Annotated in this window: 11 protein-coding genes; 1 reads left to right on the top strand and 10 read right to left on the bottom strand. The window is 40.9% G+C overall.

Going from position 1 to position 16,533, the window contains the following annotated elements:
* The first annotated feature begins 373 nt into the window (after window positions 1-373).
* Window positions 374-1,561 (top strand): MFS transporter, encoded by a 1,188-nt coding sequence (locus NLP_RS28885; protein WP_104909319.1) that lies wholly within the window; start codon window positions 374-376, stop codon window positions 1,559-1,561.
* Between the two features lie 79 nt (window positions 1,562-1,640).
* Here NLP_RS28885 and NLP_RS28890 read toward each other — a convergent pair whose 3' ends face one another.
* The 10 genes from NLP_RS28890 to NLP_RS28935 form a co-directional block, all read right to left on the bottom strand.
* Window positions 1,641-3,290, bottom strand: coding sequence for a GMC oxidoreductase (locus NLP_RS28890; RefSeq protein WP_104909320.1), 1,650 nt, complete (start codon window positions 3,288-3,290; stop codon window positions 1,641-1,643).
* Window positions 3,291-3,409: 119 nt separating this feature from the next.
* On the bottom strand, window positions 3,410-4,540 hold the full coding sequence (locus tag NLP_RS28895; RefSeq protein ID WP_104909321.1) for a glycosyltransferase family 4 protein: 1,131 nt from the start codon (window positions 4,538-4,540) through the stop codon (window positions 3,410-3,412).
* A gap of 32 nt (window positions 4,541-4,572) precedes the next feature.
* Complete coding sequence (locus NLP_RS28900; RefSeq protein ID WP_104909322.1) at window positions 4,573-6,042, bottom strand: glucose-6-phosphate isomerase; 1,470 nt, start codon at window positions 6,040-6,042, stop codon at window positions 4,573-4,575.
* A gap of 62 nt (window positions 6,043-6,104) precedes the next feature.
* A complete protein-coding gene (locus NLP_RS28905) occupies window positions 6,105-7,031 on the bottom strand; it encodes a glycosyltransferase family 2 protein (RefSeq protein WP_104909323.1) in 927 nt (308 codons plus the stop codon).
* Window positions 6,949-8,151 (bottom strand): glycosyltransferase family 4 protein, encoded by a 1,203-nt coding sequence (locus NLP_RS28910; protein WP_104909324.1) that lies wholly within the window; start codon window positions 8,149-8,151, stop codon window positions 6,949-6,951. The genes NLP_RS28905 and NLP_RS28910 overlap by 83 nt, the downstream gene beginning before the upstream one ends.
* A gap of 138 nt (window positions 8,152-8,289) precedes the next feature.
* Window positions 8,290-9,282: a glycosyltransferase family 2 protein gene (locus tag NLP_RS28915; protein ID WP_104909325.1), complete on the bottom strand. Its 993-nt coding sequence runs from the start codon at window positions 9,280-9,282 to the stop codon at window positions 8,290-8,292.
* Between the two features lie 64 nt (window positions 9,283-9,346).
* Window positions 9,347-10,507, bottom strand: a complete 1,161-nt coding sequence (locus NLP_RS28920; RefSeq protein ID WP_104909326.1) for a glycosyltransferase family 4 protein — start codon at window positions 10,505-10,507, stop codon at window positions 9,347-9,349.
* Between the two features lie 184 nt (window positions 10,508-10,691).
* Window positions 10,692-12,542 carry a heterocyst formation ABC transporter subunit HepA gene (gene hepA, locus NLP_RS28925; protein ID WP_104909327.1) on the bottom strand — a complete coding sequence of 617 codons (1,851 nt, stop codon included), beginning with the start codon at window positions 12,540-12,542 and terminating at the stop codon, window positions 10,692-10,694.
* A 212-nt stretch (window positions 12,543-12,754) separates the two neighbouring features.
* Window positions 12,755-13,474, bottom strand: a complete 720-nt coding sequence (hepC, locus tag NLP_RS28930; protein ID WP_104909328.1) for a heterocyst development glycosyltransferase HepC — start codon at window positions 13,472-13,474, stop codon at window positions 12,755-12,757.
* An 818-nt stretch (window positions 13,475-14,292) separates the two neighbouring features.
* Window positions 14,293-16,524: a GumC family protein gene (locus NLP_RS28935; protein ID WP_104909329.1), complete on the bottom strand. Its 2,232-nt coding sequence runs from the start codon at window positions 16,522-16,524 to the stop codon at window positions 14,293-14,295.
* Between the last annotated feature and the right edge of the window lie 9 nt (window positions 16,525-16,533).

Below are 16,533 nucleotides of genomic sequence, written 5' to 3' on the forward strand. Positions count from 1 at the left end.
GATATTTGGAGATGGTTACTAATAGTTTAGGGCAGAAAAATACATAACTATAGATTCAGGCGATCGCTATTTTTTCTCAAATTGAATCAAGCAATACTCTAAGAGGGAAGATTTAGTAGTTGCGGTATTGGCGTATTTCACTCTTATTCAGGTTCGTCAATATTTAGATGCGTTTGCCCTGTCAGTTTGATAGGTTGATTCTTACATCAATTAATAACGAATTTTATAGCTAAATTCGTAGTGGACACCAATAAAATAATTTAGCTTGTATTGGTGCATCACTACAGAAAGATGAGTATAAAGTTATTTTTGAGGATGATTAATTGAGTAAATTTCAGCAGTCAAATTGTCTGATCCAGGAGCATTCCAGCCAATGAGAGACTATCAACGCACTCTACCGCCTCTGTGGATAGGTTCGGCGATCGCCTTTTATGCCTTTATTGCCATTGGCATCGCTGAAGCAGGAATAGGAGTTCTTCTGCCCTCCATTCTGTCTACCTATAATCTGACTCCAGCAACCGTCACTCTGCTGTTTGTCAGTCAAATTAGCGGCTACATTCTGGCAGCATTCACCAGCAGTCTTGTGAGTAGTCGGCTGGGATTAGCCCGAATGCTATTGATTGCTGCGGGTGCGCTGACGATGGCACTGACGATCTATGCCATCTCACCCTCCTGGTTTGTGATGGTTGCGGCTGGATCGGGGTTGGGATTGGGCATTGGGTTGATTGATGCAGGCATTAACACCTACATTGTGCAAAATTCTCGCAGTGCCAGTCTGATTGGTTTGCTCCATGCTTTCTATGGTATTGGCGCCCTCTCAGGCCCCGCGATCGCTACTACTTTGTTAGCAGTTGGCATGAACTGGCGACAGGTTTATGGGGTATTAGCTGGGATTGTCAGCCTATTAATTGTCAGCGTGCTGGGCGTAATCATCTTCAACTACACACCAATGACACAACGGGTATTGGCATCAAATACAACTGCCTTAGAAAATCTGGGCAGAGCGCTCCAAACTCCGATAGTACTGCTAACTGGGCTACTTTTGCTAGTTTATGTTGGCACTGAAGCCTGCATCGGCAACTGGGCATACACTGTGCAATCCGTCGCTCGTCACACTCCCACGCTGATTGCTGGTTACAGCGTTAGTGCCTACTGGCTGGGATTAACATTGGGACGTTTCATCTTAGGTTATTTCTTGCAATGGCTTGGGGCAGTCCGCACGATCAGTATGTCGCTCAGTCTTGTGATCATTGGATTGCTTGCTTGGTGGCAACTACCAGATCAATGGATTAGCTTACCGTTGATTGGCTTTGGGTTGGCAGCTATCTTTCCTGCGACCATTTGGTTAATCCCTCAACGATTGCCAGACCCCCATGTTCCTGCGGCTGTTAGCATTGCCACTAGTGCCGCCAGTTTGGGGGCAGCGATTATACCCACTGGAGCAGGCTGGATTGCAAGTTGGGCAAATTTAGAAATCATCCCAATGTTGATGCTGCCATTGGCGCTCTTAATGGTGGGCTTACATTGCTGGCTGGTGCAACATTCGGTAAAAGACAAGTAAGTTTTCGCACTGAATGGCACTAAGAAAAGCTCAGGCGATCGCTACTTTTAAAACGTGACGATTTTATGCAAATTTATATTTAGTGACACAATTGTGCTTTCACATGGTCTGCCAGTCGAATTGCCAAGGCAACAATAGTGAGCGTAGGATTTGCATAGCCTCCTGTAGGGAAAACAGAGCTACCTGCCATGAATAAATTAGAGATGCCGTGAACTTGACAATTTGCATCTACTACTCCCTGTTTTGGGTCATGATGCATACGCGTTGTTCCCATATTGTGATGGGTACTCAGCGAAGCAACCGGACGATCTCCATCTAATTCAATCTGCAACTCACCTAGATTTGCACTAGCAAACTCTTCTGCAAATACTACCTGCGATCGCTTCACACTGCAAATATCTATTTCGCTCCAATGATTAATTAATTTTGCTTGGGGACAGCCAAGCTTATCTAGTTGATTACTGAGTGTCACCCGATTATTTGGATTTGGGGTTTGTTCAGTTTGGCTGAGAACTTCAAACTTTGTATATTTCTGTTCATTACCTTCATGGTAAGACCATCCTCCATGACTCAAATCAGGGAACAAATATTCTTTTTTAATATTATACTTATACCAATCAGCTACTAAATCATCAATATTCGTAATCACATTTTGCAAATGCTGAAAAATATTTTTAGGTAACTGTCTTTGTCGAACTGAAGACAACAAAATTTTTGCAGAAGCCTTTGCTGCCGATCTAAACCTTTCATCTCTGGGATATAACAACGCGGTCATATTTAGTAATTTATCGCGGCGCATAACTTGTTCTGTTAGGGCAAATTTTCCCATGACTGTGACATTATTCACGCGGCGTAAGTCATACAAAGCCATCGAATTAAAGATTTTGCGATTTGGGGGGATAAGCATACCACAACGAATAAAAGGATGATCCATAAAGAACCTACCCACTAAATCATGTTGATTGCCTAATCCATTCTTTTGAATTCGATTTGACAATAATAATAAACGTGCGTTTTCAATACCACCTGCGGCTAAAATAAATACTTTTGCAGCTACCCAAAATTTATGACCAGATAAACAAGCTACTTGCACGCGTTTCACCGTCTGGGCTGTTTCATCTGCCTCAATTTCTACCACGTTGGCGTTTAGGAATGTGCTGATATTAGGAGATTGATTGATTTGGTGGCGATATTCATTGATGAAAATATCACGGGGGCCAAACTGAAACATATTGGTAGTAACTCGGTCACTTGTGAAATGTGTCCGAGGAGATTGAGTATTTTCCCAAGCCTCAGCTTCATAAGCAAAAGAACCGAGTTTACAGACTACTTGAGCACGCTCATAAAATGGATTCAGGTGAGATTTACTAAAAGGCCAGCCACTGTAGGGCACCCAATCTCGTTTTTCAAAATCTATTGCGTCTAACGGTACGTGCCTCAGACCAACTTGATTTTTATTAATTTCAATATTCCAGACATTAGCCAATCCACCAAATTGACGATGACGCATATCTTGCAGTGGTGGAAAAGGATCTCCAACCGTTTCACCCTCACCAAGAGATGCAGTTTCTTGATTAAATTCCAAATCACCACTTTCTAGTAAGCAGACTCGAAAATTTTGCCCAATTAATTCTCGTGCAAGTGTAATTCCTGCTGGGCCACCACCAACTAGACAAACTTCGGTATTAATAACTTCATCTATCGGCAATTTCCGGCTATCAATCAACATTAATTAATTCCTTTAAATCTAATTTATTATTTTTAACCACAGATTTACATCGATTAATTATCTATGTAAATTCGTAGTTTTATTTTCATAACATTGGCTTTTGTAAGAAGTTTACTGTTTCATTCAGCCGATGAAACACTCGGTATTGCAGAACGAATTGCATTAATAAAATTTTGGGCATAATTCTGCGTTGAGAAATCGAGGGCGCGTTGTCTAGCAGCGACTCCCGCACTCTGGGCAAATTCTTGCTCGTCAAGATAACGGAGAATTGCGATCGCTAATTTATCCGCATCGCCGTAAGGTGTTAATAATCCATTCATGCCATCGGTAATAATCTCTGTCGGGCCGCCTGCACTGCCAGCAATTACAGGTTTACCCAGCGCCATTGCCTCAATAATCACAATCCCAAAAGGTTCTTTATCTGATGCATGAACAAATACATCCATTGCCTGCACCCATTCCGGGATATTACGCTGTAGTCCAGCCATAATTATCTGCTCTTTCAAGCCCAAAGCGGTGATTTCGGCTTTTAAGAAGTCCTCATAATCCGGTTCTAAATCGTGCTTACCGCCAACTACCACACAATGGGCATCGGGATACTTCTGTAAAATTTTGGGCATCGCTTGCACCAATACGTGCATTCCCTTCCATCGTTGCAATCGTCCCACAATTCCAATCAACGGCCCGTGTAAAGGTATGCCTAGTTTTCGCCGTGCTTCTTCTGGAGTTGGTAAAGCATTAGGCTCAAATCGGTCTAATGCGACACCAGGATAAACCAAAGGTGTTGGTCTGTGGGGCCAAATCTCTGCCTGTGCTTGCTTACCATCTTGCGAGAGGGTAATAATTGCCCGCGCTGGGATGAAAGTTGCAATTCGTACCAACCAAGTTTTATCACTAGGCACTTCTAGTTGATACCACACAGCAGGCAACCCCGCCAACATTGCCGCTAAACCTCCAGATATATGCGTAATCCACATCCAATTGACAATTATATCTGCACGTTCGCGGCGAGCGATCGCAGCTATCCGCAAAACAGCGCCAATAAAACGGTGGATTTGGCGTAAACGTCCACTTTCCACAACTCGCGCATCAATACCTAGAGACTTTACTTGTTCAACCATCGGGCCGGATTCTAAAAATATCACCAGCCACTCAACACCAGCATTACGTCCCTGGTGCACCAAATCCCAAAGCATCATTTCACCACCGCCTCGTTGTTCGGCCAGTGGCATGACAATAATTGCTTTCATAATCTATAAAAGTCCTATTTAAGTTGTAATATTTATGAGATCCTTGATTTATTAGAAAAGTTAGGAATGTTGGAGAGCATCTGAGGATTGCTATAGTATTTGTGTCCTGCCATAGCCATAGCTAAAAATCCCCAAAGAATCATCCCTGACACGCTCAACATCCCGCTACCGATAACTAACTGTGAAGCAGAACTGATCCCAATGGCGCGGGCAGCACTGACAAAACTATCGAAACGACCTTCACCATAGCTGCTAACAGTAATAATTAAAAAGATTAATCCACCCATATAAAATATGCCTCCAAACCAACCAAGGGTGAAAAACATATCTAGAATGCCACTATCAATTACCACGACTTCAATTTGACCAGTTTTTTCGTTGACCTTCCAAATATTTCCTAAGCCGTTACCTAGACCATTAGAAAGGGCTAAACCAAGATTTCTGTCGTAAGTTCCTGATCTATCTTTAAAGCTGCCATCTTCTTGAATATTAGAAAAAGTTTCAAAACGTGCTGCTACCACCCCAGCAATTGGTTCGATAGTTGTCAATGGCACAACACAAATAGCCATGACCACAATTATGGTAATTAAGCGCATTTGAATTTTGGCTCTGACTGAACCCATAATCATAATTATTCCAAATAACCAGCCTCCCCAATTAGTACGTGCTTGTGTTAATAGAAAAGATAAGTAACCAACAGCTGAAGCCGGAAAAATTAAGTTTCCTGAACCTGTAAATAGCAATAGTAACCCAGCCTGCATAACAGAACCAAAAGGGCCGACTGAGTGTAATGTACTCCAGACGCGCATCCCGAAAGGTACAGGGTTTCCAGAACTCATGAATAATTTTGATTGTATGAGCCAGTACCTATCCCATTCAGGAGCTACGACAAATTGATATACGCCATAAGTTCCTAAAATCAACACACACCAGAGAAATGTTCGCTGAATATTCTGGCGATAGCTGGGATAATCTCGCCAGTTTATAAATAAGTGAAAAGCGAAAATAACAGGACTGAGCCAATCCATCAATCCGCGCGCTACAGGAATAGGTGGATTGTAAATTAGACCGATGAGAAAGCCATAGAACACTCCGATAAAAGCCAAAACAAACGGTAAACCCCCTTGACGAGAGGCGCGGGGAAAGTGTCGCAAAAATGTTGCTATAGTAATAAACACCACCAAGTAGGGTGCTATAAGCATTTGACGGCTAGCATCCCAGCCCACCCGATAGTCAACTAAGCGAGTAGCTAAGGGTGTGAGAAACCAAATCCACCAGGTAAAGCCAATGTAGAGAATGGGATGCCGCAAGTATAAAAATACGGCTACTACTAAAGCTGTCACCGGAAAAATTAGGCGTAATGCGGCAGTAGCACCAGCAAAATAGCAAACTACAGTTAGTAATATAAAGCCTGCGATCGCCATCCAACCCTGTAGCGATCGCTCTTCGGGAGAATAGTTTTCTTGTAAAAAACTATTGAAAAGTATCTGCTTAGAATTCATTCAATTTTAGATGTACACATAAATCAATTTTGCAAATTCAAAGTAATTCACAATTTAGTTCTTCAATTACGAATTAGGAATTCTTTATATCCTTGCCAACGCCCACGCCAAGATGCTAATAACTTTTTCCCCGCCAACTGCCCTTGGCTAGGTAAAAATCTCAGCCATTGTAGTAAGCCCAAACTATCGCATGTACCCACAAATACTGCCCAGAACAAAAATATAATTCGGCGGATAAATGGTAAATGCTCTAGTAAAACTAAGGTTTCATTATGGACTAAATTAATAAAGGCAATTTCATTAAAGTTATTTCGCTGATCTTCGTCAAAACGTTGTGCTGGATAATGATCTACAGCAACGTAAGGATCGTAAATTATCTTCCAACCAGCCCGCTTTAATGCCAGAGTGAATGCCATTTCAAAGTGTACCTGCGCTCCAGTACCGCGCATCCGCTCGTCAAAGCGCAGTTGTCCGATTGCTTGGGTACGAAAACTCATGTTCACGCCCTTGAGAATATCGACTTCGCGGGGTTCTCCCACTCCCAGGTGATGGTTGCCAATCACTCGCCCAAACCACTGCAACTGTCCCACTACTGGGCGGGATTCGTCTTCTAATTTGCTGCCGTGGTATATCCAATCACGCCCTCCTAGTCCGCCGAGGCGACTATCGCAGGTAAAGCAAGCTGCAATCCGCTCTAACCAATCCGGGTGGGGTGCGGCATCATCATCAGTAATAGAAACAATATCGCCCTCCACTACTGCTAGTCCGGCGTTGAGGGCTGCTACTACCCCTGGTTGTGTCACTTTCACGGTATGCAGTGGCAAGTTGTGCGCTGTGTATTGCGCCAGAAATTGCCACGTTTCTGCATCCGTATCGCGGACAACCACTATCACCTGATCGACTGGTTTAGTTTGCTCCTGTAGCGCCAAAAGGCAGCGTGAGAGGTCTTGTGGACGGCGATAAGTCGGTATCAGAACGGTGTTCCGCATTCTTGCTTAACTCCTCGAATAGATCCACATAAGTTTGTGCCATAGCAGTCCAGCTGTGTTGTTCTGCCACAGAACGAGCAGCTTGACTCATTTGCTGCATTAGCATATCTACACTTACCAAGGACATCATCGCCACAGCCAAAGCATCAATATCATTTGAGTCGGGTAAGACAATGCCACATTCTGGTGTCACTAACTCTGCACCCCCCGTAGCTGTGGCAGTAATTACTGGTAGTCCTGAAGAAAGTGCTTCTAACAATACGAGGCTACAAGCTTCATATCGGGAAGGAAAAATAAATAAATCTACTGACCGCATAATTTCGGGGATATCACGGCGAAATCCGACAAAATGCACGCGTTCGCTTAACCCCAAGGATGCCGCTAATTGAGGGAAGGGACTACCTTCGATATGACCTACCACCGCCAAATGTAAATCGGGTACTTTCACCAAGGCGTGTAGTACTGTATCTAAATTCTTTCTGGGTGTGCGGATATCTCCAGCAAACAAGGCTAGGGTGACATTCTGCGGTAAACCTAATTTTTGGCGGTCGCTTTGGCCAGGGGTAAACTCTTCTAAGTCAACGCCATTGACAATTACCCGAATTCGAGAACGCGGTACACCAATGTTGACTAATTCTTGAGCTACTTTTTCAGATACAGCCACCACAACCTGCGCCTTTTGGAAAGCCTGTTTTTCCCAACGGGCATTAAACGCCGTAAACAGCCATTGATAAAAACCATATAAATCGCGGCGGTTGCGAGAAATATGAACAGGCGATCGCAACCATGAACTGTGGACAAAATGTACAGCATTCACATCAGCCGCAGCCAGATTAATTGCTCCATTGACTTTAACTAAATCAATGTCAGAGCGATATTTACGTAACCAATCTGCACTTTTTTGGGCAAATATTAAATTACGTACAAATTCTGTAGGATAGCCTTTGACTAGAATTTTAATCCAATTAACTTGGCTATTATTTTCTAGTTCTGGTGCGACTTCACTAGCTAATAATGTCAAGTGATGACCGCGACGAATTGCTTCATTTGCAACTTCATAGTTTACCCGCCCTTGACCATCACCTTTTTTGATTTTATGAGTAACAATACAAAGTTTCATCCACTATCTTCCTTAACAAGCTCACACAGAGACGCTAATAAAAACTTTAAATAATCTTCTTCTATTCTCTTTGCGCTCTTTGCGTACTTTGCGGTTCGTAAAAAAAACTAGAACCACAACTCAGATATGATTGCCTGATTATTTCGATACTCCGATTAACTTACTTGCTAAAAATCGCGGAGTAAAACTAAGACTAAGTGCTGCCATAGTTCGCACATTAAATTTTTGTTGATTCAGCGCCTGCAAAAAATAAGGACGTGCTGCGGCTATCTGTTCGCTTCGTAGCAAACCAATTCCTAAAGTAGTATTAGCTTCTAACCATTTCTGTTGAAAATGAGTTCTAAATTCCTGTAAACGAGGGTCTTCCATAAATACTTGATAACAAAACATTTCGCTTTTAGCTTTGCGAATTTTTGCTTGCACATCTCGACTCCCACTGAGCATAGTATCAGTTTGCTCATGGGCACGATATCGCGTCAATCTTTCTGGACAATAGTAAGCGCCATAACCAGATATACAGAATAGATAGGTTAAATATAAATCCCACATCCCACCAACTTCTGAGGGAATACTATACCAATCCACCAAATTATTCCGAATCACGCAAGATGCAGCAGTAGGTATACTTTTATCTATCAACCCAATTTTGGAAAAAGGTTGATAAATTCCTTTTGCTAGTTTGTCTCGCTTGTAACCGCGTGTGTTTTCTTCGGTACCAGCATGATTAATTATGCTATTAGCATCTATAATATATTGGTCACAAAAAGCGAGAATTAAATCAGAATTTGCTTCTAATGGTGGTACAAGCTTTGCTAAAAAGTCTTCATTCCAAATATCATCGTCATGGAGACTAGCAACATATTTACCTTGCGCCATTTTAAAGCCATACTGCTGATTAGCTAACATACCCATATTTTGCTGATGCTGCCAAAATTGGATGCGTGAATCACCAAAAGATGCAACAATTGCTTGGGGATTTTCTGAACTACAATTATCAGAAATAATAATTTCAATATTTTGATAAGTTTGTTTTATAGCACTTGCGATCGCTTGCTTGAGATAGTCTGGTCGATTATAAGTGGGGATAACAACGCTGACTAAAGGTTGTTGACATTCTTGATGTAATAACATATTTTTCTCCCTTTATATTTTCTAAGTAAAAGATGCACTATTTGATATTTTTAGCAAATTCAGCTTATCTAGCTTGAGAAATACTATATAGTTTGTTGGCTGGGGAAGGAAATTCAGCTATTGTTTTTGCATAAATTGTTCGGAGATTATTTACATGAGCAGCCATTGTAAATTCCTTCATCAATAAAGTATGACCTTGCTCACCCATGTATCGACTTTTTTGATAATCTCTATATAATTCATTAATAGCATCAGCCAGCTTTTGGATATTATTGCTTGGAACAAGAATACCGGTTTCTCCATCTCGTAAATGTTCTGGAATCCCTCCAACTGCACTACCAATTACAGGTCGACAACGAGAGTATGCTTCCAGAGTTACAAGACCGGCAGGTTCAGGCCAAACACTGGGAAAAATGACTGCAAAACATTGTTGATAAAGTTTATCTAATTTATCCGAGTCGCACCAACCATGCCAAGTGATTCGCTTATTCAATCCGAGTGTAGTTGCTAACTTTTCTAACCGTGGCCGTTCCCAACCTTCACCTGCAATATCAAGTTGAATTTTTGGATCTGTATGTATTAAGGTTTTGAGTAACCATTCCAGACCTTTATCAGAAACAATTCGTCCAGCAAACAAAATTCTATGATTTTGATGTACTTCTAAGCTGAGGGGAAAAGTTGCTGTTTCTGGTATAGATATTCCACAGTGTAGCGTTAGAGTTTGTTCTGGAGATACACCGTTTTCAATTAACTCTTGTCGCACATATTCGCTATTAGCAATAAAAGTAATTTTTAGCCTTTTCAAGACATCTAAAAACTGATGAGTGGTTTGAAGTTCTCTAAGAGTTCTTAAAGGTCTACGGCTACCACATTTATCTACTAATTTACCCCAGGTACATCCTAAGTAAGAGAAGTTGCGATCGCAGATTGTCCGTTGCTCTGCTAAATACTTTGTGCCACTAGGGCAGTAGAATGAGTGATTATGAACGCTGAAGATAGCAGGACATTCGCCTGTAAGCTGTAATAGCAAATCTGGACTGTGGATGTGCAGCAGTTTGAACTGGCTTTGATCGATATTTTTAAGTGATTTTATCACGCGATCGCTAACATCAGGTGGTCGATGTTCAAACAGAGAAGCTAAGTAAGTTTCAACACCTCCGCTCCCACCGACACCAAAATTTGAGCATTGATAGATTAGGTCTTTGTCAAAGATTTCCTGGGACATTTTTTCTATGACTTTCAAGTATATAGGACTAATTTTAATAACTTATTTATCGGAATAATAAGTGTTTAAAATCTTATTGTTTTACTATTTGGCAAAATTATTGATACATATTTAGTAGTTTACGGCTGTAGAGATGTACAGCCGATTAATGCGTTGTAAGTACTTTGGTAATTGAATGTTGTTTCTAATCTGGCTGCCTTACTTCATACTGCATTTGATGATATTTCCAAAGCTTGCCTTTTAGTTCCAATAGTTCTTGATACTTACCTTGCTCTACTATTCGTCCCTGTTCTAAAACTACAACTTTATCTGCTTTAGAAATAGTAGAAAGACGGTGAGCGATCGCAATTACTGTTTTACCAACAGATAGCTTTTCTAATGAATCTTGAATTAAGCGCTCAGATAGCGAATCTAAGGCGCTAGTTGCTTCATCCAAAATCAAAATTTCTGGGTTCCGCAGTAAAGCTCGTGCAATAGCAATTCGCTGCCTTTGTCCTCCAGATAATCTAACACCCCGATCTCCTAATTGGGTATCAAAACCTTCGGGCATTTCCAAAATAAATTCTAGTGCATTCGCTAGTTTAGCGGCCTCTTGAATTTCCTCATTCGTCGCCTCTGGAGTTCCGTAAGAAATATTCTGCCAAACATTAGTATTGAAGATAAAAGTATCCTGACTGACAACAGCTATTTTGTGACGTAGAGAGTTAATTTCAAACTGCCGGATATCGATTTCATCAATGTAAATATATCCATCTGTAGCATTATAAAATCGGGGAATCAAATCAGCAAGAGTTGTTTTACCAGCGCCAGATGCTCCGACTAACGCTGTCATCTTTCCCTTTTCAATCGTCAGGGTAATATTATGCAGTACTAAATTTTTATCATCATAGCCAAAATCCACAGATACTAAATCTATTGACCTTTTTAATCCCTTAAACTCAACTCTGCCATTTTGAAAGTAATATTTTTCATCACTTGTCAACAGATTTTTAATATTGTCTGCTGAACCATGTAAAGTACTGAGATATGCTCTCGTGCCATTAATATCTTGAACAAATGGGATAAAGCGAAATAGTACAAAGAAAAAGGTTAGCAAAGAAGCAACTTGTAGCGTTCCATTAGTGACAAGACTAGTGAATGCCAAAATAATCATTCCGATTAATACCGTAGTTGCTACCCCTTCGGCAATTGGCTTCACAAGTGTCCAGGTAAATACAACCTTTGTTGTACTACTTATTACCTTATCGCTAGCTTGATAGTAACGTTGACGCTCAAATTCTTGAGTACCACAAGAATGAACAGTGCGAATGCCATTAATAAATTCTATGGCTGTTGATGTAAAATTAGCATTAGCAGTTGTCATACCAAAACTTGATTCTCTGACTCTAGCATTGAGATTTGACAACCCCACACCTAAAAGTGTAAATAGCAATGCTGATATTATCGTCAATTGCCATGATATCAAAAACATTGATATTAAGTAGACAAAGGTTGTTAGTCCTCTAGTTACTAAAAAAGCTCCGCCACTAAAACCTTGTCTGATTCTTTCAATCTCTGTAGTAATTGTGTTAATTAGTTCACCGGAGCGAGTTTTACTAAAGTAACTTAGCGATAAGGATTGTAACTGTTCAAAAATTTGCTTGCGTAAGCGATCGGCAAGATGTAGTTGAGATAATTCAGTATAGACTTGAGAAAAATAATTGAAGGTGGCACGTAACCAAGTACTCAATAGAATCAGTAAAGATACGCGATATAAACGATTAATTGCTGATGTCTTGGCTCCCAAAATCCAAAGATCAAACCATTCTATTCCTGTTTGGACAGGTTGAGCATTTGGGCTAGTTAAGCTTTGCAAAAAGGAAAGTAAGAAACCAATACTTACACCTTCAAAGGTTGCCGCCAAAATTGAGAAAATCAGAGCTAAAATTGCAATTTTGCGAAAGTGTTTAAATTCTCGCAATATTAAATAGTTGTCTTGCCAAAAGCTACTAGCTTTAAGCAGATTACTGAGTGGCTGAGGAAGCTGGAAATTCATGGATTTTATCATAATATTTTGGCAAGGTAGATAGACATCTATAGATTGATACCGATTCAGAATGAGTAACAAAACCTTGATGTATCAATGCGATTTATCGCGTCTTGAAAAACCAATTATCTAGAACCGGATTACTCTATAGATGCTACGTAAACAATTTTTGTTTGAGCCTCAGTGCGATAGATGAAATCATCAATTACCACACAGATAAATTACAGGATTTGGCTATCCAAATGTAATAGATGAGACTGTGCCTCTACTTCCCATGAAGCTGTAATTTCTGGTAATTTATTTAGCTGTACTGCATCTTCCAAAGTCCAACAACGAGATCCGGTTAAACTCATGTCACCCCGTAGCACGTTAAATAACTGTGGCAGATTGTCGAGATTGTATTTACCCATCCAACGCGCTAGCTGTGTGGTATTGTGGGTGCAAAAGCTCATCGCTTGAAAGAGTTTACCCCGTTCCCCAACACGCCATTCATGACAAAAAAGTGACCCTGGCGAGTAAACCTGCATCAATACAATCAATCCCAACATGACTGGACTTACTAATAGCAGCAATATGAAAGCAGCAATCCAATCAATTACTCGCTGCAATTGTCTCAAGGGTTGGTTAGGAAGTTTTTTGCCAGCAGGTATGCTTAGGAATATTGGTTTTTGAGCTGCTTCACATGCATCTGCCCAAAACCTGAGCAAAGCCTCACCCAATTTTGGATCTATACTGACCAAACTTACTGGAGAATGTTGTAAGCATTCTACTAGCGATCGCTTATTATCTAATGAAGCTAGATATGGTTGTTTAACTCGTCCAGGCACTTTCACCAAAAGCTTACCCCGTCGCCACTGAAGTGTGCAGTACCCACGATTATCTTGGTGTGACTGGGTTAGATCATATAAATTCTCTAGAGTTGGAATTATTGAAGTTGTCATAATGTCTTTGGGTTTATACAGGAATGAATTACTGAGGCGTTATCAAAGGCTATTAATGCCAAAGACCCAAATCCGAATCTTGTTGTAAGTCCAAAAAGTTGGAGATAATTGAGGGCAAAAATATGCTATAGTATTTGCCACTCAGCCAGGCACGTATTGCGTAGAATTCTGCTGGTGTAGAAATTTAAAAATTAGACAGATACTAATTACATAGGTAGCAATCACCGCTACTATTAACATTCATGGGCAAATCATGATTTTCCGGAAACTACTGACAGTAGAGAAGTGTAGAGAGAAATTACCCATGAATCTATATCTACGTCTAATTACGCTGAGGTGTTCATTGTCTCAATAGATTAAAAAAAACCAGTCTGCTCTTATCTTCTAGCCTTTCTGAAGGTGCTTTAATCTCTAGAATATAAGACGATGTAGAAATAGCGATCGCTCAAATAACTTCTTTATTTATTCTTTAAAGAGTCAGTGATTTCTCTGAAAACTCATAAAGATAGCATAAATATACTGAATTCTTCCCGATAGCAACAAAATTCAATTTGGTTCATCAAAACGTAGAGACAATTCACGAATCATTGCTGTCAATTTAAACTAAAAACCAGTCTAGAACCAGCTTTTAGCAGATTGTCTCGTTCCCAGTTTCAGACTGGGAATGCCCGTCCTTGAGGCTTTGCCTCTTTTACTCGCGGCAGCAAGCAGCCCAATTAACAGCATTTCTAGCCAGAGGCTAGAAACGAGAAAAAATGCAAAACGCAAAATCCCCAACTTCTCTAGGAAGTCGGGGATTTATCATCTAGCCGTACTAGCTATTTTTCTACAGCTTGACGTAGAGCTAATTGCTGTTGTTTGATATTAGGTACGTAATTACTACTAGAGTTGGATACCCCATTAGCTACAACCCCAATTAGATTTAACTTACTCAACATAGCTGTCGCTTGATTAAGCTGACTTCGTGTCACAAGACCAATGCTTGCCACCATAACCACGCTACGACAAGATGATGCGGTAAGCATAGCATCCACCAAGCCGAGAACTGGGGGAGCATCTATCAGTACCAAATCATAATTTTCCTCAAATGCTGCCATTAATTGCATCATCCGAGGGGAACTCAACAGATTAGCTGGGTCGGTAGGTTTGGGGCCAGCTGTCAAAATATCGATGTAGGAAGAGCCTGAGTATTGAAGACTAATTTGGTTGGGTAGAGTTGTATCACTCGCCAATAAAGTTGAAAGCCCCTGCTCATTAGGAAGATTCAGTTGATGGTGCAAACTGGGGTCGCGTAAGTTGGCATCAATCAGCAGTACCTTTTTGTGTAAACGGGCAGCACTCATTGCCAAACCCAACGCCAAAGCTGATTTCCCCTCATCGGCTAAAGCCGAGGTAATCATCAAAGATTTTAAATTAGTAACAGTATTTAAAAGTTCGATGTTTTTGTAAATCAGATCCAGCGATTCCCAACGCGGTGGAGATTGCAATACCTGAATCGTCCAGGGTGCGAGAACTTCTGGCTTACCAAAAGGCAACTTGATCATCGATTCTCTGGGTTTGGCTGGCGGTAACTTGGGAGTTGTTCCCAACAACGGCATAGCCATTTGCTTCTCTAACTCAGCAGTGGTGTGAACTGCATCATCAGCCGATTCCCGAATAAAGGCAGCAATACCTCCTAACATTAAGCCAACCACAGCACCTAAGAGCAAATTCTGCTGGAGATTGGGGCCTAATTGTGCGCCTTTTTGAGGATCTTCTACCACTTCCCAATTAAATCCACCCTTGGAAAGTTCTTGCCGTAATTGTTGTTCTGCTCTTAAAAGCTGCTCTAATCTTTCACGACTAAATTGCAACTGCGGTAGCATCCGATTGTAATAAGCCAACAGAGGCGGGAAGCGTTTAATTTCAAAACGCAACTCGTTTTCTTTCTGGGCCAAACTTTGATCGCGAGCAGTTAAAGCAACTATAGTTGTCTGCGTTTCTACTAACTGACCAGCAAGGCTGAGATCAATTTGGCCTAGCTGTCCTTTTTCGAGAAGAGAGTCTCCAGAAGTGAATGCACCAGCAGACTTTTCGCCTAAAGTTCTTCCTACCTCTTGTTGCAATAATTCCTTCTGTCCCTGAAGCTGTTCTTTAAGCTTTTGCACACTTGGAGTTTGATCTGTAAAGCGTAAGCGTTCTTGTGCTAGTGCCAATTCGCTTTTTTGAATTTCGTTTAGTAAACCTTGATAGCGCGTAGACTGACTCAAACGAGAAGCAACTAGAGCATTTTGGGGAGAACGGTTAAGTTGTTCTTCTAAAGATTTTTGGCGTGCTAAAGCTTCTCCATATTGAGCACGAGTTGTCTGTCTTTCTTGAGAAAGATTGTTCAAAGCTGTTTCAATCGCTTTGGCCTGTGACTCTGGATCGATTAAGTTCTGATTTCTGCGAAATCTTTGTAAATTTGTCTCAGCGGCGTTTACTTCTTCACTGGCTTTACTTAACTGTTCCCTGATGATTTGCAGACCTTTTTGTAAACGCGAACTCTGTTGTTGTTTGTTATATTCCAGATAAACTTGTCGAATTGCATCTAGAACTTTTTGGGTCTTTTCAGGATCTCCAGCAGTGTATTCAACTTGAAATATTTTAGTAGCAACATTATCTTCTTTGCTCCTGATTTGAGTTAAGACCAAAGAAGCTTTAATTTCAGCTGAAGTTATATCTGGATAATTAGACTGAAGTTTATCAACTGCTTTTTGGATGAGTCCCGAACTTTGCATCAAGTTAAGCTGAGTGGCAGTATCTATGACCACGTTAGAGTCAGTAAACTGATTGTCTACCCCCGCAGCACCTTCTGTTTTACCTTGATAGTTAGGTTCTACTAGCAGTTGCATAGAACTTTTATAAGTAGGCTTTGTTTTTACAGTTACTATGCTGGCAATAGCAATAGAACTAATTAATACTGCTAAGAACCAAGGAAATCTCCGCACAAATACGGCAAACATTTGCCCGTAACTTGGCTCATTTTCAGAAGCTGGAGCTAGATGAGGATTTAGACTAGTTTGAACCACTTTTATATC

It is taken from the genome of Nostoc sp. 'Lobaria pulmonaria (5183) cyanobiont' (assembly GCF_002949795.1).
GTDB lineage: Bacteria > Cyanobacteriota > Cyanobacteriia > Cyanobacteriales > Nostocaceae > Nostoc.

Coding starts and splice junctions, on each gene's coding strand:
- NLP_RS28885 (WP_104909319.1), top strand. CDS start 374: ATGAGAGACTATCAACGCACTCTACCGCCTCTGTGGATAGGTTCGGCG.
- NLP_RS28890 (WP_104909320.1), bottom strand. CDS start 3,290: ATGTTGATTGATAGCCGGAAATTGCCGATAGATGAAGTTATTAATACC.
- NLP_RS28895 (WP_104909321.1), bottom strand. CDS start 4,540: ATGAAAGCAATTATTGTCATGCCACTGGCCGAACAACGAGGCGGTGGT.
- NLP_RS28900 (WP_104909322.1), bottom strand. CDS start 6,042: ATGAATTCTAAGCAGATACTTTTCAATAGTTTTTTACAAGAAAACTAT.
- NLP_RS28905 (WP_104909323.1), bottom strand. CDS start 7,031: ATGCGGAACACCGTTCTGATACCGACTTATCGCCGTCCACAAGACCTC.
- NLP_RS28910 (WP_104909324.1), bottom strand. CDS start 8,151: ATGAAACTTTGTATTGTTACTCATAAAATCAAAAAAGGTGATGGTCAA.
- NLP_RS28915 (WP_104909325.1), bottom strand. CDS start 9,282: ATGTTATTACATCAAGAATGTCAACAACCTTTAGTCAGCGTTGTTATC.
- NLP_RS28920 (WP_104909326.1), bottom strand. CDS start 10,507: ATGTCCCAGGAAATCTTTGACAAAGACCTAATCTATCAATGCTCAAAT.
- hepA (WP_104909327.1), bottom strand. CDS start 12,542: ATGAATTTCCAGCTTCCTCAGCCACTCAGTAATCTGCTTAAAGCTAGT.
- hepC (WP_104909328.1), bottom strand. CDS start 13,474: ATGACAACTTCAATAATTCCAACTCTAGAGAATTTATATGATCTAACC.